Below are 22,170 nucleotides of genomic sequence, written 5' to 3' on the forward strand. Positions count from 1 at the left end.
AATTGCCTGTGTGCCGGACGAGAATTGAAAAGTGATAGGGCTGGATGAAAATAATTTCGATTAACTGGGAGTGGGGCTGCTGATTCGGAATTTTCGAGTGCTGCGGGTGGCCCTATCGCGAGCAGGCTCACTCCTACAGGGGGAACGCATTCCTACTGTAGGAGTGAGCCTGCTCGCGATAGCTATTTCCCTGACAACGAATTTTTTAAGGCTTGGTATCAGCCTTCGCCACCGTGACCCAATACGGCGTGTGCTGCTCGATCTGCACCGGCAGGGTCGGCAGCAGGGCGCTCAGGGCCTTGTCGGTGTCGTGCAGCGGGAAGCTGCCGGTGATGCGCAGGTCAGCGACTTCCGGCGCCACGCCCAGATATCCGCGGCGATAACGAGCCAGTTCATGCACGAGGTCTGCGAGCCGCGCGTTGTCCACCACCAGCATGCCGCGGGTCCAGGCATCGGCGCCGGGCGTGAGCGCAGCGACTGTGTCGAGGCCGTCGTTGCGAATCAGCACTTGCTGGCCTTCGCGCAGGATCTGCTCTTCGGGGTGACTTTGTGGATGCGCCGCCACCGCCGATTGCAACACGCTCAGGCGCGTGCCTTGTTCCTCGCGCTTGACCAGAAACCGTGTGCCCAATGCGCGCATGCTGCCTTCGCGGGTTTCGACGATGAACGGCCGCGCATCGCCGTGACCGGTCTCGACCATGATCTCGCCTTCCTGCAACACGATCAGCCGCTGCCTGGCATCGAAACGCACATCCACCGCGCTGTGGGTGTTGAGGTTGAGCACGGTGCCATCGGCCAGGCGCACGGTACGCTGCTCGCCGGTGGCGGTGCGTTGATCGGCGAGCCAGTAATCCAGCGGCAAGTAGCGATCACCGGCAAACAACGCCAGACCGACGAGCGCCACCACGCTGGCCAATCCGCTGCCGAGCTTGCGCACGCGCCGCCGAATGCCTTCGCGCGATTGCAGCAGGGCCGCGCGGGCCGGGCCATTGGCGACGCTGAAGCGCTGATCGAGCATGCCCAACTGCCGCCAGGCGCGGGCGTGTTCTTCATTCGCTGCATGCCATTTGGCGAACTCCTCGCGCTCCAGCGGACTGCCGGAATCCAGCGACAACTGCCAGGCAATCGCCGCATCCAGCACCTGCGCGGAGACCGGTTTGGAGCTGGCCGGACTCATGTCGGCTCACCGTACAGGGCGATGTAGCACTGGCGGATGCCCTGCGCGAGGTACTGCCGCACACGGGGCACGGAGACGCCAAGCTTCTCGGCGATTTCAGCATGGCCGAGGCCGTCGAGGCGATTATAAAGGAAGGCGGCGCGGGCCTTGGTCGACAGCTTGCCGAGCAGGCGGTCGATAGCCTTGAGGTCTTCGAGGATCAGTTGCTGCTCTTCGACCGACGGTTGTTCGCCTTCGGGGATCAGCATCAGCTCGGCGAGGTAGGCCTGCTCCAGTGCGGCGCGGCGGAAGTAGTCGAACAGCAGGCCCTTGGCAATCGCCACCAGAAACGCCCGGGGTTCGCGCGGCGTCAGCAACTCATCGCGACTGAGCAGACGGACGAAGGTGTCCTGGCTCAGGTCTTCGGCCCGTTGCGGGCAAGCCACATTGCGCCGCAACCAACTCAGCAGCCAACCGCGATGGTCACGATACAACGCACCGACGAGTTCACTGTGAGGGCTTGGGACTGACGACACCAGACGCACCGATTGGGAAATGTTAACCAACGAGAATTGTTCGCGATTCTCGCAGAGGTGGGAATGGTTAGCAATTGGCCACTGGTCGGGTGGTATCAGCAGGACCGCGTCATCGTTCTTCGCGAGCAAGCCCGCTCCCACAGGGGGAATGCATTCCAGGGTGGGAGCGGGCTTGCTCGCGAAGGGGCCGGAGCAGGCGCCGAAAATCTACAAGGAAGGCGCCTGCTGTCGGCGCTTCCACTGACTCAAGCGTTGCTGCAGATTCAGCGGACTATGAATCTGCTGCTGTCGCGCGCGGCTGAACAGAATCAACGCCAGCTCTGCCGTGGCCAGCGCATCGGCACTCGCGTTGTGCCGCTCGAACACCTCCAGCCTGAACCAGTCGATCCATTCGTCCAGCCCGGCCTCGCGGATATTCGCCTGCGGACACAGCAGCGGCGCCATGTCCGCGACATCCAAAAACACGTTCTGCAGCTTGTAACCCAGGTGTTCCCGCAGCGCGCGCCCAAGCATGTGCTGATCGAAGGGCGCATGAAACGCCAGCACCGGGCTGTCATCGATAAATTCCATAAGCTCCAGCAACGCCTCGGCCGGGTCGCTGCCGGCGGCAATCGCGTTCGGCCCCAAGCCATGGATCAACACGCTCGGGCTGAGCTTCAGCTCCCGACATTGCAGAGTGCGCTCGAACTGCTGACTGAAGTCGATCGCGCCGTCTTCGATGACCACAGCACCGATCGACAGCACGCGATCCTTGTTCAAGTTCAGCCCGGTAGTTTCCAGATCGAGCACCACCCAGCGCTGCTCACGCAGGCTGCATTCTTTCAGTTCGCTGATCGCCGGCAGTTTTGCCAGACGTTGTTGCAGGTCTGCCGACAGCAGAGGGCTGGCCGGCCGCAGCCACGAGAACAGGCTCATAGCTGATACCGCAGGGCCAGGCTGCTTTGCAAGCGCTGCGCCTGGCGCAGGGATTCACGCAGGATGCGCCGGTCCAGATGATTGAGGCTGTCGGGGTCGACCCGGTTCGACCATGGCAGATTCTCACGCGTCTGGATCTGATGCTGCTGCATGCGTGTCTGCTGGATGAAATGGTAGGCCTCTTCATACGCAGCGCCGTCGAGACGTTCGATTACCTCTTTTTCAACCAGTTGGCGCAAGCGTTCGAGGGTGTTGTTGGTTTCGATGCCATTGGCCAGTGCCAACAGGCGTGCGCCGTCGACGAAGGGCGTCAGGCCCTGAACCTTGAGATCAAGGGTGGCTTTCTCGCCGTTTTTGCGCGCCAGCACAAACTCGCGGAAACGCCCCACCGGCGGACGATTGCGCAGGGCGTTCTCGGCCAGCATGCGCTGGAACAAACGGTTGTCGCCGACCTGATCGAGAATCCCCCGGCGCAGTTGCGCGCAGCCTTTTTCGTCACCCCAGACCACTCGCAGGTCGAAGTAAATGCTCGAACCGAGCAGGTTCTCCGGCGTTGCCTCGCGGATGAACGCCGCAAAGCGCCGCGCCCATTCCGCCCGCGACAGACACAGTTCGGGGTTGCCGGCCATGATGTTGCCCTTGCACAGACTGAAGCCGCACTGCGCCAGGCTCTGGTTGATCTGCTGGGCGATTGGCAGCAGCTTGCCGCGAATCTCCGCCGCATGCGCCGCGTCCCGCGCTTCGAACAGAATGCCGTTGTCCTGATCGGTGTGCAGCGTCTGTTCGCGCCGGCCTTCGCTGCCGAAGCACAGCCAACTGAACGGCACGCCGGGGTCGCCTTTTTCGGCGAGGGTCAGTTCGATCACCCGGCACACGGTGTGGTCGTTGAGCAGGGTGATGATATGGGTGATCTGCGTCGAAGACGCACCGTGGGCGAGCATGCGTTCGACCAGTTGGCCGATCTCGCCGCGCAGGCTCACCAGTTGCTCGATGCGCTGGGCACTGCGGATGGTCCGGGCCAGGTGCACCAGGTCGACCCGTTGCAGCGAGAACAGATCACGCTCGGAGACCACGCCACACAGACGCTGATCCTTGACCAGACAAACGTGGGCGATGTGCCGTTCGGTCATGGCAATCGCCGCGTCGAATGCGCTGTGATCCGGCGACAGAAAAAACGGCGAACAGGTCATGTGCCGCTCGATGGTTTCGCTGAAATCACCACTGCCATTGGCGACCACTTCGCGCAGATCGCGCAGGGTGAAGATCCCCAGCGGCGCCTTGTGTTCATCCACCGCGACGATGCTGCCGACCTGTTGCTCGTGCATCAACTTCACCGCTTCGCGCAGCGGCGTGTCCAGGCTGCAGGTCACCGGATGGCGCATCGCCAATTCGCCGAGGCGGGTGTTCAGCGAGTACTGGGTGCCGAGGGTTTCCACGGCTTTCTGCTGGACTTGCTGGTTGACCTGATCGAGCAGGCTGCTGACCCCGCGCAAAGCGAAATCACGGAAGCTGTTGGACAGGGCGAACAGTTTGATGAACGCCGGTTTATTCAGTTGCAGGCAGAAGGTGTCTTCGCTGGCCAGATGCTCGGTGCGGGTCGCCCGCTCGCCAATCAGCGCGGCCAGCGGGAAGCATTCCCCGGTGGTGATCTCGAAGGTGGTTTCGGTGCCGGGCCGGGTGATGTGCTGGCGTTCGCCGACCACGCGACCCTGTTTGACGATGTAGAAATATTCGACCGGCCCGTCGGCGGGTTTGATGATGCTCTCGCCCTGGCCATAGAAACGCAGCTGACATTGTTCCACCAGATAAGCCAGGTGCGCGTGTTCCATCTGATTGAAGGGCGGGAAGCGCTGAAGGAATTGCAGGGTGCCCTGAATGTTCTGCAACACCGCGGTTTTCCCTGCCTGGGTGAAGGCGTCCGCTTTACTCATAACCATTACCGCAGTCTTTTTTGAATTGTTGTTGTCGGATCGTTGCAGCCATGGTCGGCCCCTGCGCGCGGGGTGCCCATTGGACGTAAGTCTAGGTTTGCGCTGCCGTTCGGCACATTTGGGAAGTGCCCTACAAAAACAGTCGGAAATTCTCCCGCCAGCCTCTTGGAAAAAAATCCGACGAAGTGCACATTGAAGCTCTGCTTAGCGATGTCTGACGACTGTGCCAGGTGACTGAATTGAAAACGTAGAGAATCCCATGTCCGACCACGATATTTTGAGCGACGCCGAGCGTGAAGCGCTCAGTGCTGTAATGCTCGAACCCGATCTGCCGCCGCAGCGTGTACTGATCGTCGATGACGACAAGGACGCCCGGGAGCTTTTGTCGGAGATACTCGCGTTGGATGGCATTCATTGCATGACCGCCGCCAGCGGTGAAACCGCGCTGAAGATGCTCGCGGAAAAACCCTCGATTGGCCTGGTGATCACTGATCTGCGCATGGGCCACGTCGGTGGGCTGGATCTGATTCGGCAGGTGCGTGAGTCGGAGCGGGCGGCGTTGCCGATCATCATTGTTTCCGGCGATGCCGATGTGAAGGACGCGATTGCCGCGATGCACCTGAGCGTGGTGGATTTTCTGCTCAAGCCGATTGATACGGCGAAGTTGCTGGGTCTGGTCAAACACGAATTGGGCATCGAACCCTGACTCTCAAGCGACACCGCCCCCCCTGTGGGAGCGGTCTTGCTCGCGAATGCGCAGTAACATTCAACACCTGTGGTGACTGTCCGACCGCCTTCGCGAGCAAGCCCGCTCCCACAATGGATCATCAGTGGTTGTCAGATTTTAGCGGCCAACAAAAAAGCCCTGATCACAAGATCAGGGCTTTTTCATGTCCGGCTTCAGCGCTAGTTACAGGCCGTTGGCCTTCTTGAACTCGCGACGACGACGGTGCAGTACCGGCTCGGTGTAGCCGTTCGGCTGTTTGGTGCCTTCGATCACCAGTTCGACCGCCGCCTGGAAGGCGATGTTGCTGTCGAAGTTCGGTGCCAGCGGACGGTACAGCGGGTCGTTCGCGTTCTGACGGTCGACCACCGGCGCCATGCGCTTGAGGCTTTCCATCACTTGCGCTTCGGTGACGATACCGTGGCGCAGCCAGTTGGCGATGTGCTGGCTGGATATCCGCAGCGTTGCACGGTCTTCCATCAGGCCGACGTCATTGATGTCCGGCACCTTCGAGCAACCCACGCCCTGGTCGATCCAGCGCACCACGTAACCGAGAATGCCCTGGGCGTTGTTGTCCAGTTCGTTCTTGATCTGCTCCGGCGTCCAGCTTGGGTTGACCGCCAGCGGAATGGTCAGGATGTCGTCCACCGAAGCACGGGCACGCTTGGCCAGTTCGGCCTGACGGGCGAACACGTCGACCTTGTGGTAATGCAGCGCGTGCAGCGCAGCCGCGGTCGGCGACGGTACCCAGGCGGTGTTGGCACCGGCCAGCGGGTGAGCGATTTTCTGTTCGAGCATCGCCGCCATCAGGTCGGGCATCGCCCACATGCCTTTACCGATTTGTGCACGACCTTGCAGGCCGGTGCTCAGACCGATATCGACGTTCCAGTTTTCGTAGGCGCCGATCCACTTCTCGGCCTTCATGTCGGCCTTGCGCACCATCGGGCCGGCTTCCATGGAAGTGTGGATTTCGTCGCCGGTACGGTCGAGGAAGCCAGTGTTGATGAACACCACGCGCTCGCTCGCAGCCTTGATGCAGGCCTTGAGGTTGACCGTGGTGCGGCGCTCCTCGTCCATGATCCCGACTTTCAAGGTGTTGCGCTTGAGGCTCAGTACATCTTCGATGCGACCGAACAGCTCGTTGGTGAACGCCGCTTCTTCCGGGCCGTGCATCTTCGGTTTAACGATGTAGACCGAGCCGGTGCGAGTGTTCTTGCGCGAGGTGTTGCCGTTGAGGTTGTGCATCGCCGCCAGGCACGTCACCAGACCGTCGAGGATGCCTTCCGGCACTTCGTTGCCGTCCTTGTCCAGGATCGCGTCGATGGTCATCAGGTGACCGACGTTGCGCACGAACAACAGCGAGCGGCCATGCAGGGTCACTTCGCCGCCATTGGGCGTGGTGTAGCTGCGATCCGGGTTCATGGTGCGGGTGAAGGTCTGGCCGCCCTTGGCGACTTCTTCGGACAGGTCGCCCTTCATCAGGCCGAGCCAGTTGCGGTAGATCACCACTTTGTCGTCGGCATCGACGGCGGCCACGGAGTCTTCGCAGTCCATGATGGTGGTCAGTGCCGCTTCCATCAGGATGTCTTTGACGCCGGCGGCATCGGTCTGGCCGACCGGGGTGCTGGCGTCGATCTGGATTTCGAAATGCAGGCCGTGGTTCTTCAGCAGGATCGCGATCGGGGCATTGGCATCGCCCTGGAAGCCGATCAGCTGTGCATCGTTGCGCAGGCCGGTGTTGCTGCCGCCCTTGAGGGTGACCAGCAGTTTGCCGTCAGCGATCTTGTAAGCCGTCGAATCGACGTGGGAACCGGCGGCCAGGGGCGCTGCTTCGTCGAGGAACGCACGGGCGAAGGCGATGACTTTATCGCCACGCACCTTGTTGTAGCCTTTGCCTTTTTCCGCGCCACCGTCTTCGCTGATCGCGTCGGTGCCATAGAGGGCGTCGTACAGCGAACCCCAGCGGGCGTTCGAGGCGTTGAGGGCAAAGCGGGCGTTCATCACCGGCACCACGAGTTGCGGGCCGGCGGTACGGGCGATTTCATCATCGACATTTTGCGTCGTTGCCTGGAAATCAGCCGCTTCTGGCAGCAGATAACCGATTTCTTGCAGGAAGGCTTTGTAAGCCACGGCGTCGTGCGCCTGGCCGGCATGTTCCTGGTGCCAGGCATCAAGGCGAGCCTGGAAGTCATCGCGTTTGGCGAGTAGGGCTTTGTTCTTCGGCGCCAGGTCATGAATGACCTTGTCGGCACCTTCCCAGAATTTTTCGGCGGTGAGGCCGGTACCGGGAATGGCTTCGTTGTTCACGAAGTCGAACAGGACTTTGGCGACCTGCAGGCCACCGACTTGAACGTGTTCAGTCATTGCTTGCCTCACTCTGCTCAGCTATTTCGCTTTTCAGCTCTTCAATTTGACAATGAAGCCTCTGGCCATTTAAACCACAAACCTTCCGACCAGTACATGCCATTGCTGGCGGCTGGGCTGGGACCAATCAACGGCTTGGGGGCCTTGCTGACGGGGCTTTCAAGGTTGCGAACGTGCCTTGGGCAGACATCGATCCAGCGTTATGTAGTGCGCGCCGAGGCATACTACATGATGCGTTGCGCTTGTGAAAATCAGACTAATTACGTCGTTCTGCGACCTCATGACGCATTGCGGTCACGTCGCGGAACGGGATGTTCTCAAAAAACCATCGGATTGTTCCAGCTAAATATAAAAAGTTGTACACATAAATCCTGTGCGGCTTCCATTCAGCTTCGCTGAGCCTGCATTTGTGGCGAGGGAGCTTGCTCCCGCTCGGGGGCGAAGCACCCGCAAAAGCTATGACTGACTGGAGAGGGCGTCCTGCGGCCGCCAGCGGGAGCAAGCTCCCTCGCCACAGGTGTTGTTCACTTGAGCATGGCGGCTGAATGTCGGTGCTTGCCTATACTTGCCTTTCTATAACAAAAGTCATGACAAGAGGGCGGCGCCATGGACCATCTCGTACTCACTGTGTTTGCCCCGGACAAGCCCGGGCAGGTCGAGCGCATCGCCCAATGCATCGCCGAACATGGCGGTAACTGGCTGGAAAGCCGCATGTCACGGATGGCCGGGCAGTTCGCCGGGATTCTGCGGGTGGGCGTACCGGCGGAGGCTTACGACGAATTAGTCGATGCCTTACAAGCACTGGCGGCACAGGGCATTCGCGTGCTGATCGCCGAGAGTGGCATCGAGCAGTCCTGCACCTGGAAACCGATCGCCATGGAGTTGGTGGGCAATGACCGCCCGGGCATCGTGCGCGACATCACTCGCTTGCTCAGCGAGCAGGGGGTGAACCTCGAACGGCTGGTGACCGAAGTGCGCCCGGCGCCGATGAGCAGCGAGCCGTTGTTTCACGCCGAAGCGATTCTGGCGGTGCCGCTGACCCTGTCGCTGGACGTGCTGCAATCGCGGCTGGAAACCCTGGCCGATGATCTGATGGTCGAACTGGTGTTACGCACAGACCTTTAAGCGCCGCCGGGTTATCCAGTTTTAACGTGCACCTGCCTGTGGATAACCTGTAGAGACCGGGCGCAAACCCGCGTCAGCCGTGGCTTGCCGGGAACTGATCAAAAAACCGCCAGCATTCAGTGACTTGCGCACAAACGGCGGGGATCACGCTGTGGATAACCTTGGGAAGGAACGTTGCAGGCCACGAGAACCGTGGCCTGCGAAGCTTTGTGCGTTTTTTGATCAGCTGCGCCGACGCAAACTGATCACTGCATCGACGCTGTAAACGGCCAGACCGGCCCAGATGAAAATGAACGCGATCAGCGTGCTCGACGACAAATGCTCACCAAACAGCAGCACCGCCTGCAGCAGTACCAGCGTTGGCGCCAGGTATTGCAGGAAGCCGATGGTGGTGTAGGGCAAGTGCCGGGTAGCGGCGTTGAAGCACACCAGCGGCACCAGCGTCACCGGGCCGGCAGCCACCAGCCACCAGGCTTGGGAGGTGGTCCAGAACGCCGGTTGTGCGCTGGTTGCGGTCTGGTTGAACAGCAACCAGGCGAAGGCGATCGGCACCAGCATCCACGTTTCCACCACCAGCCCCGGCAAGGCCTTGACCGGCGCCTGTTTGCGGATCAAGCCGTAAAAACCGAAGGTCAGCGCCAGCACCAGCGACACCCACGGCAGACTGCCGACCTGCCACACCTGCTGCGCCACGCCGATGGCCGCCAGGCCCACCGCGACCCACTGCATGCGCCGCAGACGTTCGCCGAGCAGCAGCATCCCAAGCAGCACGTTGACCAGCGGGTTGATGTAGTAACCAAGGCTCGCTTCGAGCATGCGCCCGTTGTTCACCGACCACACGTATGTCAGCCAGTTGGCCGCAATCAAGGTGCCACTCAAGGCCAGAATCGCCAGACGTTTCGGGTTGTCGAGCAACTCACGCAACCAACCGGGATGCTTCCACACCATCAGCAGCAAGGCGCCGAACAGCGCCGACCACAGCACGCGGTGAATGATGATCTCGACAGCGGGAACTTCGGCGATGGCTTTGAAGTAGATCGGGAACAGGCCCCAGATGATGTAGGCACTCAGGCCCAGAATGTACCCGCGACGCGGGTTGGCGGCTTGCATGCAGAATCCTTGCTTAGGCAGCTGACAAAGCAGGGATTGTAAGGAGATTTGGTGGCGAATGAGTTTTGAATTTGTGAACACTGGCCAAATGTGGGAGCGGGCTTGCTCGCGAATGCGGTGTATCAGCAGCAGAATAATTGCCTGACACACCGCCTTCGGGAGCAAGCCCCCTCCCACAATGGTTTGTGGTGAATCAGAACAGTTTCAGGGGTTCTTCATTCAGCGCCGAAAGCTGTTCGCGCAACGCCAACACCTGATCGCCCCAATAACGTTCGGTGCCGAACCACGGAAAGCTGTGCGGGAACGCCGGGTCGTCCCAGCGCCGCGCCAGCCAGGCGCTGTAGTGCATCAGGCGCAGGGCGCGCAGCGGTTCGATCAGCGCCAGTTCACGCGGATCGAAGTCGTGGAATTCGTTGTAGCCGTCCATCAGCTCCGAGAGCTGGCCCAGGCATTCCTGACGGTCGCCGGCGAGCATCATCCAGATGTCCTGCACGGCCGGGCCCATGCGGCAGTCGTCGAGGTCGACGATGTGGAACATTTCATCGCGGCACATCATGTTGCCGGGGTGGCAGTCGCCGTGCATGCGGATGTTCTGGTGCGGTGTGTTGGCGTAGACGTCTTCGACACGCTTGAGCAAGTCGCGGGCCACGGACTCGTAGGCTGGCAGCAGGCTCTTGGGGATGAAGTTGCCTTCAAGCAACGTCGCCAGCGAGGCATGGCCGAAGTTCTGCACGCCGAGTGCTTCACGGTGTTCGAACGGCTTGGTCGCGCCGACCGCATGAATCCGCCCGAGTAACTGGCCGAGGCGATACAACTGATCGAGATTGCCCGGCTCCGGCGCGCGACCGCCACGACGGGGGAACAGGGTGAAACGGAAACCCGCGTGTTCGTGCAGGGTCTGACCGTTGTGGATCAGCGGCGCCACCACCGGGATTTCGACGTCGGCCAGTTCGAAGGTGAACTGGTGTTCTTCGAGGATGGCTTCGTTGGTCCAGCGCTGCGGACGATAGAACTTGGCGATCAGCGGTTCGGAGTCTTCGATACCGACCTGATAAACGCGGTTCTCATAGCTGTTGAGCGCGAGAATGCGCGCATCACTGAGAAACCCGATGCTTTCGACGGCATCGAGTACAAGGTCGGGGGTAAGGGTTTCAAACGGGTGGGCCATGCTGACTCCTGCGCGCAGCAGGCTGCCGCGTCCGGCCCAGCATGGTAGCGCAGACTGTGGAGGTTGAGGGTTTTGCCTTAAATAGTGGGCTGCCTGGAAGGGCCTCTTCGGGAGCAAGCCCCCTCCCACAGTGGATCTCCGGTGTGCCGACCATCTCATGCACTCAGCCGATCCAATGTGGGAGCGGGCTTGCTCGCGAAAGCGGTTTATCAGGCGCCGACGATCCCGCCATCCTCACGAGTAATCGCCATCACCGAAGACCGTGGCTTGCCATTCGGCAGATGCTCGGGGAAGGTCGAACCGCCGTTTTCGCCCGGGTGCTGAATCCCGACAAACAGGGTTTTCTGGTCCGGCGAGAAGCTGATCCCGGTGACTTCGCAACCAATCGGCCCGACCATGAACCGGCGAATCTCGCCGGTCTTGGGATCGGCACAGAGCATCTGGTTGTTGCCCATCCCGGCAAAGTCCCCGGCGTTGCTCGAATCGCCATCGGTGAGAATCCACAAGCGCCCAGCCTTGTCGAAGCCCAGACCGTCCGGGCTGTTGAACATGTTCTGCGGGGTGATGTTCGACGAGCCGCCCTTCGGCGTGCCGGCATGCACACCCGGATTGCCGGCGACCACAAACAGGTCCCAGGCGAAAGTTTTCGCCGCATGATCGTCGCGGTCGGTGCGCCAGCGCAGGATCTGCCCGTAGACGTTCTTCGCGCGCGGGTTCGGCCCGCCCACTGGCTGCCCGTCTTCGCCGCGCTTGGCGTTGTTGGTCAGGGTGCAATAAACCTGGCCGTCCTTCGGGCTGACCACGATCCACTCCGGGCGGTCCATGCGCGTGGCGCCGACCACACTGGCGGCGAGGCGGGCGTGGATCAGCACTTCGGCCTGATCGGCGAAACCGCTGCTGGCGTCGATGCCGTTCTTGCCGTGGGTCAGTTCGATCCACTGGCCCTGGCCCTTCGGGTGATCCGGGTTGCCGTCACCGGCGTCGAACTTGGCCACGTACAGCGTGCCGTGGTCGAGGAGGTCGCGGTTGGCTTTCGGGTTGCGATGGTTGATGCGGTCGCGGCTGACGAATTTGTAGATGAACTCGCCGCGTTCGTCGTCGCCCATGTACACCACGGCGCGACCGTCATCGGTCTCGGCGAGGGCGGCGTTTTCATGCTTGAAGCGACCCAACGCGGTGCGCTTGACCGGGGTCGATTGCGGATCGAACGGATCGATCTCGACCACCCAGCCGTGACGGTTGAGTTCGTTGGGATTCTTGGCCATGTCGAAACGCGGGTCGAACGGGTGCCAGTTGATTTCGCGGCTGGCGGCCGACACGCCGTAGCGCTTTTGTGCCGGGTCGAACTGCTGCTGCGCGTTGCTGCTGCCGAAGCAGTCGGTGAAGTTTTCTTCGCAGGTCAGGTAGGTGCCCCACGGCGTCTTGCCGTTGGCGCAGTTCTGGAAGGTGCCGAGGACTTTCTTGCCGTGCTTGTCGGCGGCCGTCTTCATCAGCTCATGACCGGCCGCCGGGCCGCTGATGCGCAGCGGCGAGTTGCCGTGGATGCGGCGGTTGTAGCGCGAGCCCTGGACGAACTGCCACTGACCATTTTTGCGCTGCACTTCGATCACCGACACCCCTTCGCAGGCCAGCGCCTTGCGCACGTCTTCGGCCGATTGCGGCATGCCGCCGTGCGGGTAGAGGTAGCGGTAGTTGGTGTATTCGTTGTTGATCGCCATCAACGCACGGTTTCGGTCGTCGGGGAATTCGAACAGGCTCATGCCGTCGTTGTTGTCGCCGAACTGCACTTCCTGGGCGGCGGCGGTGCCATTGCCGCTCGGGTCGAACGCCGGGCCGTTCTTGTGCAATGGTTGACCCCAACTGATCAGCACCGAGGACTTGTAGCCCTTAGGCAGGCTGATGACGTCAGTGGTCGCGGCGGGAATGCTCTCGAAACCGAGCAGGCGGCTGTTGCCGGCGCTGATGCCGGTGGCCAGCGCGCTGCGGCTCAGCAGGTTGCCGCCGAGGAACATGGCGGCGCCGCACAGTGCCCCGGCGCTGATGAAACCGCGACGGCTGAGGCCGACCATTTTTTCCAGATCAGTCGATTGGTTTTCTTCTAATAGGCTCACATCAGGCTCCCTGCTTGGTTTTGGCAGCAACCTTAATGGGGGGCGATGAAGCTTTTGTTGCAGAAAGTCCGTTACAGCGGCGTGCCGATCAGCACATTGGACGGCGAGAATTGCACTTGCACCGGTTGCTCGACACTCAGCTTGCGGGTGCGAAGCTGCAGCGGCTCCGCCAGAGCGCAGAGCGTCTGGCCGTTGGGCAGGGTGATGCGCACTTCGCTGGGGCCGTCCTCGGCATCGAGAATGGCTTCAATGGTGCCCTGCAGAAGATTGTGTCCAGATGTTGCAACTTGCTCCGGGGCCAGCAATTCAAGCCAGCCGGCCTTGATCAGTGCCACCACTTCGGTGCCCGGTTGCAGTTCCAGGTGCACGGTGCTGTCGTGGGTGATCTGCGCGTTGATCCACAGGCCTTCGGCCAGTTCTAGGCGAATCAGGTCGTTGCGGCCCTGACCTTCGATGGCGACGACTTTGCCGTGCAACTGGTTGCGCGCGCTGGTGCGCAGCATCAGGCGCCCGAGCAGGTCCAGATCGCTGGCGTCTTCGGCGGCTTCCAGCACCTGCGCCTGCAAGGCCTGCAGCTTTTGATAAAGGCGCAACACCCGTTCGCCTTCGCTGGACAATCTGGCGCCACCGCCGCCCTTGCCACCGACCGCGCGTTCCACCAGCGGTTTCTGCGCCAGGTTGTTCAACTCGTCGATTGCATCCCAAGCGGCTTTGTAACTGAGCCCGGCGCTTTTCGCGGCGCGGGTGATCGAGCCCTGTTCGGCAATGTGTTGCAGCAGGGCGATGCGCTGCGGACGGCGGACGATGTGCTGGGACAACAGGGTGGGCAGGGACATTGGTGGGGGCTTTTTCACAGTGACGGTGGGAAGTGAAGTTGGCGGCTTGCACCACAAGAGTCAAGCCACACGCTGTCCCCCGGTGGGAGCGGGCTTGCTCGCGAAGGCGGTGTGTCAGTCGCCATAGATGCTGAATGTACAGGCCCCTTCGCGAGCAAGCCCGCTCCCACAATGGGATTGTGCCGATTCTCAAGTCCCCGGTTTTGGCGTGCGCGCCAGGCAATACACGTCAACCCGCGCTGCACCGGCATCTTTTAACAGTCGCGCCAGTGCCTGGGCCGTGGCGCCGGTGGTCAGCACGTCATCGATCAATGCGAAGTGCCGACCTTTCACCTCTGCGTCCGGGGCCAGGGCGAAGGCGTGACGCAAGTTGCGCTTGCGTGCCTTGGCGTCGAGATCCTGTTGGGCGCTGGTGTCGTGAATCCGCCGTAGAGCCTGTTCCTCAAAAGGCAGATCCAGCTGTTGGCTCAACCATCGCCCCAGCATTGCCGCTTGATTGAACCCACGTTGACGCAGACGTTTGCTGGCCAGTGGCACCGGCACCAATAGGTCGGGTCGCGGCAAACCTTCATCGAAGCGATGTTGCAGGTATTGTCCGGCAACGTCGGCGAGCAGGTGACCAAACGGCCATTTCGCGTTGTGTTTAAAACGCGTAATCAAACTGTCCACCGGGAAGTCATAGCGCCATGGCACCACCACCTGTTCGAACGCCGGCGGCTCTAGCAGGCACCCGCCGCAGGTCAGGCCAGTGCTGGGCAGCGGCAAGGCGCAGCTCTGGCAGTGGTCGCCGAGCCAGGGCAGATCGGTTTCGCAGGCGACGCAAATTGGCATTTCTGCTTCTGCGGGCTCATCGCACAGCAAGCAGGTCTGTACGTTTTTTAAACAGATGTAAACCTGTTGTTCGTGTCGTGGTTGACAGCGCATGACTCTTCCTTAAATATGCCGAACATCCGTGTCGCGCCTGTGGGTATTCCGTTCCCGCAGCCGCCAGCCAAGCATAACCAAGGAACTGCCCATGAGCGCCAGCACCTCTGCCACCCTGCGTCACGACTGGTCTTTAGCCGAAGTCAAAGCGCTCTTCGTACAGCCATTCAACGACTTGCTGTTCCAGGCGCAGACGGTGCACCGCGCCCATTTCAACGCCAACCGCGTGCAGGTTTCCACGCTGCTGTCGATCAAGACCGGTGCCTGCCCGGAAGACTGCAAGTACTGCCCGCAGTCCGGTCACTACAACACCGGCCTGGAAAAAGAAAAGCTGATGGAAGTGCAGAAAGTCCTCGAAGAGGCTGCCCGCGCCAAAGCCATCGGCTCGACCCGTTTCTGCATGGGCGCGGCGTGGAAGCACCCGTCGGCCAAAGACATGCCGTATGTGCTGAAGATGGTCGAAGGCGTGAAGGCCATGGGCCTGGAAACCTGCATGACCCTCGGTCGTCTCGATCAGGAACAGACCGAGGCGCTGGCCAAGGCTGGCCTCGATTACTACAACCACAACCTCGACACCTCGCCGGAGTTCTACGGCAGCATCATCACCACCCGCACCTACAGCGAACGCTTGCAGACGCTGGCCTACGTGCGTGAGTCGGGGATGAAGATCTGCTCCGGCGGCATTCTCGGCATGGGCGAGTCGCTGGATGACCGCGCCAACTTGCTGATCCAGTTGGCCAACCTGCCTGAGCATCCAGAGTCGGTGCCGATCAACATGCTGGTGAAGGTCGCCGGCACGCCGCTGGAAAACGCCGATGACGTCGATCCGTTCGACTTCATCCGCATGCTCGCCGTGGCGCGCATCCTCATGCCGCAATCCCACGTGCGCCTGTCCGCCGGCCGTGAGGCGATGAATGAGCAGATGCAAGCGTTGGCATTCCTTGCCGGTGCCAACTCGATTTTCTACGGCGACAAACTGCTGACCACCGCCAACCCGCAGGCCGACAAGGACATGCAACTGTTCGCGCGCCTGGGCATTCAACCGGAAGCGCGCGAAGAGCATTCCGACGAGGTGCATCAGGCCGCGATCGAGCAGGCGTTGGTGGAGCAGAAGAGCAGCGAGCAGTTCTATAACGCTGCGGTCTGATCTTCGCTCGAAACGCAAAACCCCCTGTAGGAGCTGCCGAAGGCTGCGATCTTTTGATCTTGCTGTAAAAAATCAACATCAAAAGATCGCAGCCTGCGGCAGCTCCTACAGAGCTATCACTGACTTTTCGAGGCCTGCATGTCTTTCGATCTCGCCGCACGCCTTGCTGCCCGCCGTGCCGAAAATCTCTATCGTCAGCGCCCGCTGCTCGAGTCCCCGCAGGGGCCTGAAGTGGTGGTCGACGGCCAGCCGTTGCTGGCGTTCTGTAACAACGATTACCTTGGCCTGGCCAATCATCCGCAGGTGATCGAAGCCTGGCGCGCCGGTGCCGAGCGCTGGGGTGTGGGCGGTGGCGCGTCGCATCTGGTGATCGGTCACAGCGGCCCGCATCACGCACTGGAAGAAGCCCTCGCCGATCTCACCGGCCGGCCCCGTGCGTTGCTGTTCACCACCGGCTACATGGCCAACCTCGGTGCGGTCACGGCGCTGGTCGGGCAGGGCGATACGGTGCTGGAAGACCGGCTCAACCACGCGTCGTTGCTGGATGCCGGTCTGTTGTCCGGCGCGCGGTTCAATCGTTACCTGCACAACGACGCCGACAGCCTGGCCAAGCGGCTGGAGAAAGCCACCGGCAATACGCTGGTGGTGACTGACGGAGTGTTCAGCATGGACGGCGATCTCGCCGATCTGCCGGCGCTGGCGCGTGAGGCCAAGGCCAAAGGCGCGTGGTTGATGGTCGACGATGCCCATGGCTTCGGCCCGCTCGGCGCCAATGGCGGCGGGATCGTCGAGCATTTTGGTCTGAGTCAGGAGGATGTGCCGGTGCTGGTCGGCACCCTTGGCAAGGCGTTCGGTACTGCTGGCGCTTTTGTCGCTGGCAGTGAAGAGCTGATCGAAAGCCTGATCCAGTTCGCCCGGCCCTACATCTACACCACCAGCCAGCCGCCAGCGCTGGCCTGTGCGACCCTGAAAAGTCTGGAATTACTGCGCACCGAGCATTGGCGGCGTGAGCACCTTAACCTGCTGATCCGCCAATTTCGTCGAGGGGCCGAGCAGATCGGTCTGCAACTGATGGACAGCTTCACCCCGATCCAGCCGATTCTGATCGGCGATGCCGGTCGCGCCGTGCGCCTGTCGCGGATGCTGCGCGAGCGCGGCTTGATGGTCACGGCCATCCGTCCGCCTACCGTTCCGGCGGGAAGTGCACGCCTGCGCGTGACCCTGACCGCCGCCCACAGCGAGGCGCAGGTGCAGCTATTGTTGGAAGGACTGGCCGATTGCTTTGCCCAACTGTCGTCGGAGCCAAGCCATGCGTGATCGCCTGATTCTGCTGCCCGGCTGGGGCCTCGGCGTTTCGCCGCTGGAGCCTCTGGCCGCGGCATTGCAAGGGCTCGACGAGCACCTGCATGTCGAGATCGAGCCGTTGCCGGAACTCGATTCTTGCGACTTGCAGAATTGGCTCGACGAACTCGATGAACGGATCCCTCAGGACGTGTGGCTGGGCGGTTGGTCGCTCGGCGGCATGCTTGCCGGCGAGTTGGCGGCGAGGCGTGGAGAACATTGCTGCGGGCTGCTGACACTGGCGAGCAATCCTTCATTTGTCGCCCATGAACAATGGCCGAGCGCGATGCCCGGCGAGACGTTCGATGCGTTTCTCGCCGGCTGCCAGACCGACCCGCGAATGACCCTCAAGCGGTTCTCGCTGCTGTGTGCCCAAGGCGCGCAAGATCCGCGCGGCTTGTCGCGGCTGATGCTGGGCGGGGCGCCGAATGCAGCCCCCGAGACCTTGATGGCCGGCCTGGAATTGCTCGCACAACTGGATACCCGTGAAGCGTTGCAGGCCTTTCGCGGCCCGCAGTTGCATCTGTTCGCCGGGCAGGACGGCCTGGTGCCGGCAGAAGCAGCAGGGGCGTTGTTCGCGCTGTTGCCGGATATCGAAATTGGTCTGATCGAACAGGCCAGTCATGCATTTCTTCTGGAAGACCCCCATGGCGTGGCGGGTGCGATCCAGGCTTTTCTACACGAGTGCGGTGATGACTGATTTGTCTCTTGTTGCGCTGCCTGGCGGCTTGCCTGACAAGCGCCAGGTCGCGGCGTCTTTCTCACGTGCGGCGGCCAGCTACGACAGCGTTGCCGAGCTGCAGCGTGATGTCGGTTCGCAGTTGCTCGCACGCTTGCCAGCAGGTTTTGTGCCGGCGCGGTGGCTGGATCTGGGTTGCGGCACCGGGTATTTCACTCGCGCAATGGCCGAGCGATTTGTCGAGGGTCATGGTCTGGCACTGGATATCGCCGAGGGCATGCTCAATCACGCCCGTCCTTTGGGGGGGGCGCAGCATTTCATCGCTGGCGATGCGGAACGTCTGCCGTTGCAGGATTCGACCTGTGAGCTGATCTTTTCCAGCCTTGCAGTGCAGTGGTGTGCGGACTTCGAATCGGTGCTCAGTGAGGCTTTTCGCATACTGAAACCCGGTGGGATTTTTGCGTTTGCTAGTCTTTGTGTAGGGACGTTGTACGAGTTGCGGGACAGCTGGCGGCAGGTCGATGGCTTGGTGCACGTCAACCGCTTCCGCGAGTTCGCCCGGTATGAGCAGTTGTGTGCCGCCAGTGGCTTGCGTACGGTGAGTCTGCAGAATCAGCCGCATGTGCTGCACTACCCGGATGTGCGCAGCCTGACCCACGAACTCAAGGCGCTCGGCGCGCACAATCTGAACCCTGGTCGGCCGGGTGGCTTGACCGGGCGCGCGCGGATCCTCGGTTTGATCGAGGCTTACGAGCAGTTCCGTGAGGCGCAGGGATTGCCGGCGACTTACCAGGTGGCCTACGCCGTTTTGGAGAAACCCTTATGAGCGCAGCCTATTTCATCACCGGGACTGACACCGATGTCGGCAAGACCACCGTGGCTGCCGGGTTGCTGCATGCTGCGCGCTCGGCAGGGCTGAGTACGGCGGCGGGGAAACCGGTTGCCTCGGGCTGCGAGGTCACCCCCAAGGGGTTGCGCAATGCCGATGCGCTGGCGCTGCTGGCCGAGTGTTCGGTGCCGCTGACTTATCAACAGGTCAATCCGGTGGCATTCGAGCCGGCCATCGCGCCGCATCTGGCAGCGCGTGAGGCCGGCGTCGCGCTGACCGTGCAATCGTTGCTGGCGCCGATGCGCGAAATTCTGGCGCTGAATGCCGATTTCACGTTGATCGAAGGGGCGGGTGGCTGGCGGGTGCCGTTGGCCGATCAGGACAATCTGTCGGATCTGGCCATCGCGTTGAAGCTGCCGGTGATTCTGGTGGTGGGTGTGCGCCTGGGCTGCATCAGCCATGCGTTGCTGACGGCCGAGGCAATTGCTCGCGATGGCCTGCAACTGGCGGGTTGGGTGGCGAATATCATCGATCCGAAGACGTCGCGGCTGGAGGAGAACCTGGCGACGTTGGCCGAGCGGCTTCCGGCGCCGTGTCTGGGGCGGGTACCGAAACTGAAATCGCTCAGCGCCGAGGCTGTGGCCGATCATCTGCAACTCGATCTGCTGGATTAATGCTGTTGGCTATGACAAGGCACTGTGCCATCAGTATTTTTGACGGGTGTTTTTCTGGCGCCTCTGCTTCAATGACCACCATTGATCCTTCCCAAGGATGAGAGTGCTATGGAAATCTCCGGTAACACAGCTTTTTATGCAGGTTTGAGCACCATTCAAACCGGGCAGAACCGTGTCGACCAGGCCGCGAGCCAGATCGCCAACAACACCATCGAGCGTTCGGTCACCAGCCAGTCTTCGGAGGCTCAGGTCGATCGTCTGCGTGGTATCGACCGCAGTCAGCAAATGGATCCGGGCAGCGCCATGGCCGAGATGGCCCAGGGCAAGTTTCAGGTAGAGCTGGGCACCAAGGTCGCCAAGGCTTCCGATGAAATGCTCGGTACGATCATCGATACGTTTGCCTGATTTTTCTCGTCTCCCGCCTGCTGAACGCCGCGCCTTGTCGCGGCGTTTTTCGTTGTAAGTCCTTCTCCCTCAACTAATCTTTTTTTATGGCCCGTGGCTCTGTGCAGTCCATGGCGGTTTGCTGTGTCCGGCGTTTGAAAAAAGTGATGACGAACGGCAAAAGATCGACGCTTGACAAGATTTCGGCGTAAACGTATGTTTCAAACAACTGTTTGACCGTCACAACAAATCAACACGGTCGTTCATTCCCGGTTACATCAGCAGAGGTTTATCGCTATGCCTGACTACAAGGCCCCCTTGCGTGATATTCGCTTCGTTCGTGACGAACTGCTCGGCTACGAAGCGCACTATCAGAGCCTTCCGGCTTGCGCCGACGCAACGCCAGACATGGTTGACGCCATTCTCGAAGAAGGCGCCAAGTTTTGTGAGCAGGTACTGGCACCGCTGAACCGCGTGGGCGACCTCGAAGGCTGCACCTGGAGCGAGTCCGGCGTGAAGACCCCGACTGGCTTCAAAGAAGCCTACAAGCAATTCGTCGAAGGCGGCTGGCCTAGCCTGGCGCACGACGTCGAGCACGGCGGTCAAGGCCTGCCGGAGTCGCTGGGTCTGGCCGTCAGCGAAATGGTCGGTGAAGCCAACTGGTCGTGGGGCATGTACCCAGGCCTGTCGCACGGCGCGATGAACACCATCTCCGAGCATGGCACTCCTGAGCAGCAAGAAGCCTATTTGACCAAACTGGTTTCCGGCGAGTGGACCGGCACCATGTGCCTGACCGAACCTCACTGCGGCACCGACCTGGGCATGCTGCGCACCAAGGCCGAGCCTCAGGCTGATGGTTCCTACAAAGTTTCCGGCACCAAGATCTTCATCTCGGCCGGTGAACACGACATGGCCGACAACATCGTCCACATCGTACTGGCCCGCCTGCCGGACGCACCGGCTGGCACCAAAGGCATTTCTCTGTTCATCGTTCCAAAGTTCCTGCCGAACGCCGATGGCACCCTCGGTGCGCGCAACGCAGTGAGCTGCGGTTCGCTGGAACACAAGATGGGCATTCACGGCAACGCCACTTGCGTGATGAACTTCGACGGCGCGACCGGTTTCCTGATCGGCCCGGCGAACAAAGGCCTGAACTGCATGTTCACCTTCATGAACACCGCACGTCTGGGTACCGCGCTGCAAGGTCTGGCCCACGCCGAAATCGGCTTCCAGGGTGGCCTGAAATACGCTCGCGATCGTCTGCAAATGCGCTCCCTGACTGGCCCGAAAGCGCCGGACAAGGCTGCTGACCCGATCATCGTGCACCCTGACGTACGTCGCATGCTGTTGACCATGAAGGCTTTCGCCGAAGGCAACCGCGCGATGGTGTACTTCACTGCCAAGCAGGTCGACATCGTCAAATACGGCGTCGACGAAGAAGAGAAGAAGAAGGCCGACGCACTGCTGGCGTTCATGACGCCGATCGCCAAAGCGTTCATGACCGAAGTCGGTTTCGAAGCCGCCAACCACGGCGTGCAGATCTACGGTGGCCACGGTTTCATCGCCGAGTGGGGCATGGAGCAGAACGTTCGCGACAGCCGTATTTCGATGCTGTACGAAGGCACCACCGGCATCCAGGCACTCGACCTGCTGGGCCGTAAAGTGCTGATGACCCAAGGCGAGGCTCTGAAAGGCTTCACCAAGATCGTCCACAAGTTCTGCCAGAACAACGAAGGCAACGAAGCCGTCAAAGAATTCGTTGCACCGCTGGCTGCACTGAACAAGGAATGGGGCGAGCTGACCATGAAGGTCGGTATGGCAGCCATGAAAGATCGCGAAGAAGTCGGCGCGGCCTCCGTGGACTACCTGATGTACTCCGGTTACGCCTGCCTGGCCTACTTCTGGGCCGACATGGCACGTGTGGCGGCCGAGAAGCTGGCAGAAGGCACCGGCGACGCAGCGTTCTACACCGCCAAGCTGCAAACCGCGCGCTTCTACTTCCAGCGCATCCTGCCACGTACCCGTACTCACGTGGCCACCATGCTGTCGGGCGCCAACAACCTGATGGACATGAAAGAAGAAGACTTCGCACTGGGCTACTAAGCCTCAACGCGGTCTGACGAAAACCGCTGCTCCCATGGGGCAGCGGTTTTTTTTGTTTCTGAATCGCTCAGAAACCCGAGTTTTCTGCCGTTAAAGAGACTGCGTGTGATCTG

The 22,170-nt window shown here is 61.2% G+C and carries 19 protein-coding genes; 9 read left to right on the top strand and 10 right to left on the bottom strand.

Going from position 1 to position 22,170, the window contains the following annotated elements; translation table 11 throughout:
* Positions 1 to 205: 205 nt before the first annotated feature.
* The 4 genes from AC27VU_RS08870 to AC27VU_RS08885 form a co-directional block, all read right to left on the bottom strand.
* Positions 206 to 1,177 carry a FecR domain-containing protein gene (locus tag AC27VU_RS08870; RefSeq protein ID WP_103486439.1) on the bottom strand — a complete coding sequence of 324 codons (972 nt, stop codon included), beginning with the start codon at positions 1,175 to 1,177 and terminating at the stop codon, positions 206 to 208.
* Positions 1,174 to 1,692, bottom strand: coding sequence for an RNA polymerase sigma factor (locus AC27VU_RS08875; RefSeq protein ID WP_262143362.1), 519 nt, complete (start codon positions 1,690 to 1,692; stop codon positions 1,174 to 1,176). The genes AC27VU_RS08870 and AC27VU_RS08875 overlap by 4 nt, the downstream gene beginning before the upstream one ends.
* 207 nt (positions 1,693 to 1,899) lie before the next feature.
* Positions 1,900 to 2,607: a 3'-5' exonuclease gene (locus AC27VU_RS08880; protein ID WP_338800166.1), complete on the bottom strand. Its 708-nt coding sequence runs from the start codon at positions 2,605 to 2,607 to the stop codon at positions 1,900 to 1,902.
* Positions 2,604 to 4,538 (bottom strand): DUF294 nucleotidyltransferase-like domain-containing protein, encoded by a 1,935-nt coding sequence (locus tag AC27VU_RS08885; RefSeq protein ID WP_315975171.1) that lies wholly within the window; start codon positions 4,536 to 4,538, stop codon positions 2,604 to 2,606. The genes AC27VU_RS08880 and AC27VU_RS08885 overlap by 4 nt, the downstream gene beginning before the upstream one ends.
* 259 nt (positions 4,539 to 4,797) lie before the next feature.
* On the opposite strand from AC27VU_RS08885, the gene AC27VU_RS08890 reads away from it, so the two are divergent.
* Positions 4,798 to 5,244, top strand: coding sequence for a response regulator (locus AC27VU_RS08890; RefSeq protein WP_226500956.1), 447 nt, complete (start codon positions 4,798 to 4,800; stop codon positions 5,242 to 5,244).
* 204 nt (positions 5,245 to 5,448) lie between these two features.
* Here the strand turns inward: AC27VU_RS08890 and AC27VU_RS08895 are convergent, their stop codons facing one another.
* Complete coding sequence (locus tag AC27VU_RS08895; RefSeq protein WP_488723888.1) at positions 5,449 to 7,626, bottom strand: malate synthase G; 2,178 nt, start codon at positions 7,624 to 7,626, stop codon at positions 5,449 to 5,451.
* 606 nt (positions 7,627 to 8,232) lie between these two features.
* Here AC27VU_RS08895 and AC27VU_RS08900 point away from each other — a divergent pair.
* Positions 8,233 to 8,751, top strand: coding sequence for a glycine cleavage system transcriptional repressor (locus AC27VU_RS08900; RefSeq protein WP_003228919.1), 519 nt, complete (start codon positions 8,233 to 8,235; stop codon positions 8,749 to 8,751).
* 222 nt (positions 8,752 to 8,973) lie between these two features.
* Here the strand turns inward: AC27VU_RS08900 and rarD are convergent, their stop codons facing one another.
* The 5 genes from rarD to AC27VU_RS08925 all read right to left on the bottom strand — a co-directional run bounded on the left by rarD (position 8,974) and on the right by AC27VU_RS08925 (position 14,900).
* Positions 8,974 to 9,861 (bottom strand): EamA family transporter RarD, encoded by an 888-nt coding sequence (gene rarD, locus AC27VU_RS08905; RefSeq protein WP_488723889.1) that lies wholly within the window; start codon positions 9,859 to 9,861, stop codon positions 8,974 to 8,976.
* A 193-nt stretch (positions 9,862 to 10,054) separates the two neighbouring features.
* The gene (locus AC27VU_RS08910) at positions 10,055 to 11,029 is read right to left on the bottom strand and encodes a serine/threonine protein kinase (protein WP_488723890.1); all 975 of its coding nucleotides are present in this window, start codon (positions 11,027 to 11,029) and stop codon (positions 10,055 to 10,057) included.
* A gap of 209 nt (positions 11,030 to 11,238) precedes the next feature.
* Positions 11,239 to 13,140: a PhoX family protein gene (locus tag AC27VU_RS08915; protein WP_247839882.1), complete on the bottom strand. Its 1,902-nt coding sequence runs from the start codon at positions 13,138 to 13,140 to the stop codon at positions 11,239 to 11,241.
* Between the two features lie 71 nt (positions 13,141 to 13,211).
* A complete protein-coding gene (locus AC27VU_RS08920) occupies positions 13,212 to 13,976 on the bottom strand; it encodes a TOBE domain-containing protein (RefSeq protein WP_400507950.1) in 765 nt (254 codons plus the stop codon).
* Between the two features lie 189 nt (positions 13,977 to 14,165).
* Positions 14,166 to 14,900 carry a ComFC family protein gene (locus AC27VU_RS08925; protein WP_488723891.1) on the bottom strand — a complete coding sequence of 245 codons (735 nt, stop codon included), beginning with the start codon at positions 14,898 to 14,900 and terminating at the stop codon, positions 14,166 to 14,168.
* Between the two features lie 91 nt (positions 14,901 to 14,991).
* Between AC27VU_RS08925 and bioB the strand changes: the two genes are divergently transcribed.
* The 7 genes from bioB (at position 14,992) to AC27VU_RS08960 (ending at position 22,057) form a co-directional block, all read left to right on the top strand.
* Entirely contained in the window at positions 14,992 to 16,047 is a 1,056-nt protein-coding gene (gene bioB / locus AC27VU_RS08930) for a biotin synthase BioB (protein WP_103486447.1), read from the top strand.
* Between the two features lie 138 nt (positions 16,048 to 16,185).
* Positions 16,186 to 17,364 carry an 8-amino-7-oxononanoate synthase gene (bioF, locus tag AC27VU_RS08935; protein WP_103486458.1) on the top strand — a complete coding sequence of 393 codons (1,179 nt, stop codon included), beginning with the start codon at positions 16,186 to 16,188 and terminating at the stop codon, positions 17,362 to 17,364.
* Entirely contained in the window at positions 17,357 to 18,088 is a 732-nt protein-coding gene (locus AC27VU_RS08940; RefSeq protein ID WP_488723892.1) for an alpha/beta fold hydrolase, read from the top strand. Before bioF ends, AC27VU_RS08940 begins: the two co-directional genes overlap by 8 nt.
* Positions 18,081 to 18,893: a malonyl-ACP O-methyltransferase BioC gene (gene bioC / locus AC27VU_RS08945; RefSeq protein ID WP_488723893.1), complete on the top strand. Its 813-nt coding sequence runs from the start codon at positions 18,081 to 18,083 to the stop codon at positions 18,891 to 18,893. The genes AC27VU_RS08940 and bioC overlap by 8 nt, the downstream gene beginning before the upstream one ends.
* Positions 18,890 to 19,570, top strand: coding sequence for a dethiobiotin synthase (gene bioD / locus AC27VU_RS08950; protein ID WP_003228900.1), 681 nt, complete (start codon positions 18,890 to 18,892; stop codon positions 19,568 to 19,570). Before bioC ends, bioD begins: the two co-directional genes overlap by 4 nt.
* 108 nt (positions 19,571 to 19,678) lie before the next feature.
* Positions 19,679 to 19,975 carry a hypothetical protein gene (locus tag AC27VU_RS08955; protein ID WP_003228898.1) on the top strand — a complete coding sequence of 99 codons (297 nt, stop codon included), beginning with the start codon at positions 19,679 to 19,681 and terminating at the stop codon, positions 19,973 to 19,975.
* 276 nt (positions 19,976 to 20,251) lie between these two features.
* On the top strand, positions 20,252 to 22,057 hold the full coding sequence (locus AC27VU_RS08960; RefSeq protein ID WP_103486450.1) for a phenylacyl-CoA dehydrogenase: 1,806 nt from the start codon (positions 20,252 to 20,254) through the stop codon (positions 22,055 to 22,057).
* Positions 22,058 to 22,170 lie beyond the last annotated feature (113 nt).

This window comes from Pseudomonas sp. 14P5.3.2 (genome assembly GCF_057799175.1).